1 protein-coding gene and 1 pseudogene are annotated in these 1011 nt (G+C 31.1%); one reads left to right on the top strand and one right to left on the bottom strand.

What is annotated here, in order from left to right; all coding sequences use genetic code 11:
* The coding region (locus tag AMN81_RS04165) for a DMT family transporter (protein WP_072090846.1) at positions 1–679 on the bottom strand (679 nt) is incomplete at its 3' end.
* A 58-nt stretch (positions 680–737) separates the two neighbouring features.
* On the opposite strand from AMN81_RS04165, the pseudogene AMN81_RS04160 reads away from it, so the two are divergent.
* Positions 738–1011 (top strand): annotated as a pseudogene (locus tag AMN81_RS04160) (racemase); the annotation flags it as partial.

The raw sequence follows: 1011 nt of genomic DNA, 5'->3' as shown, positions 1-1011 counted from the left end.
CATAATAGAAACAACCGTAAGTAATTGGTTGCATAATGAAACCAATATAAATTGCAATAATCCAATGATCAAATTTGGCATTCGTTAAATAATTAATTGTATTTTCATCAATTATTGCAGACAGCAACACAAGAACTGGTCCAGAGAACAACGCTAACCAAGCAACTAAAGCTAATGGATTTATTTCTTTACTTAAAGGTTTAACCATAACTTGTCCAAGAGCCCATACAGCAGATCCTAAAATTGTAAGACCAATTCCAATAAACTTTCCATCTAGGTTTGGAGATCCAGTTAAAATATAAACACCTACAAAAGCGATTGCTATTCCTATCAAAGCTCTGATAGTTGGTTTTTCTCTAAGGATGAAGTAAGCAAAAATAACTCCAAATGGAACTTCTGTTTGAACTAAAAGAACTGCTGCGGAAGCATCAATTAAATCTAAACCAGAATACGTAATACTATATTGCAATGTATTAGCTACTAATGATGCAGCAAATATTCTTTTTAAATATCCTTTTGGAATTGGAAACCACCAAATCAATAATGATGCAGCAAACATAAATCTTATACCCATTAAAAGAATAGGAGGGAAAGACTCAAAAGCAGGTTTTGCTATTACAAAACCAAAACCTAAAAAAATTGGCACAAGAGAAGCAACAAAAGTATCTTTTATATTCATGCCTACTTTTAATATTAATGATTATTAAAGAACTTGTGGTATATTCACTTTTTAAAATATGAATTCAACAAAAATAGATCCAAAATTTATCAGCCAAACTAATCCTAGAGTTGGCTTAATTGCTCTTGCAAGTGATTTTATGATTGAAAAAGATTTTATTAATGTGATTAAAAACAGGAAAATTGATTTCTTTGTTAATCGTATTGAATGCTACAACCCCCTCACGAAAGAAAACCTGATCAAAATGGCTAATAAAGTGACGGAAGTCACTAAAGATATTTTGCCTGATCAAGATTTAGATTGTGTAGTTTATGGATGTACTTCTGGGACTA

Origin of the sequence: Candidatus Pelagibacter communis (assembly GCF_001179845.1) — a bacterium.
Lineage (GTDB): Bacteria > Pseudomonadota > Alphaproteobacteria > Pelagibacterales > Pelagibacteraceae > Pelagibacter > Pelagibacter ubique_Q.
This window is presented reverse-complemented; position numbering and strand designations above follow the sequence as displayed.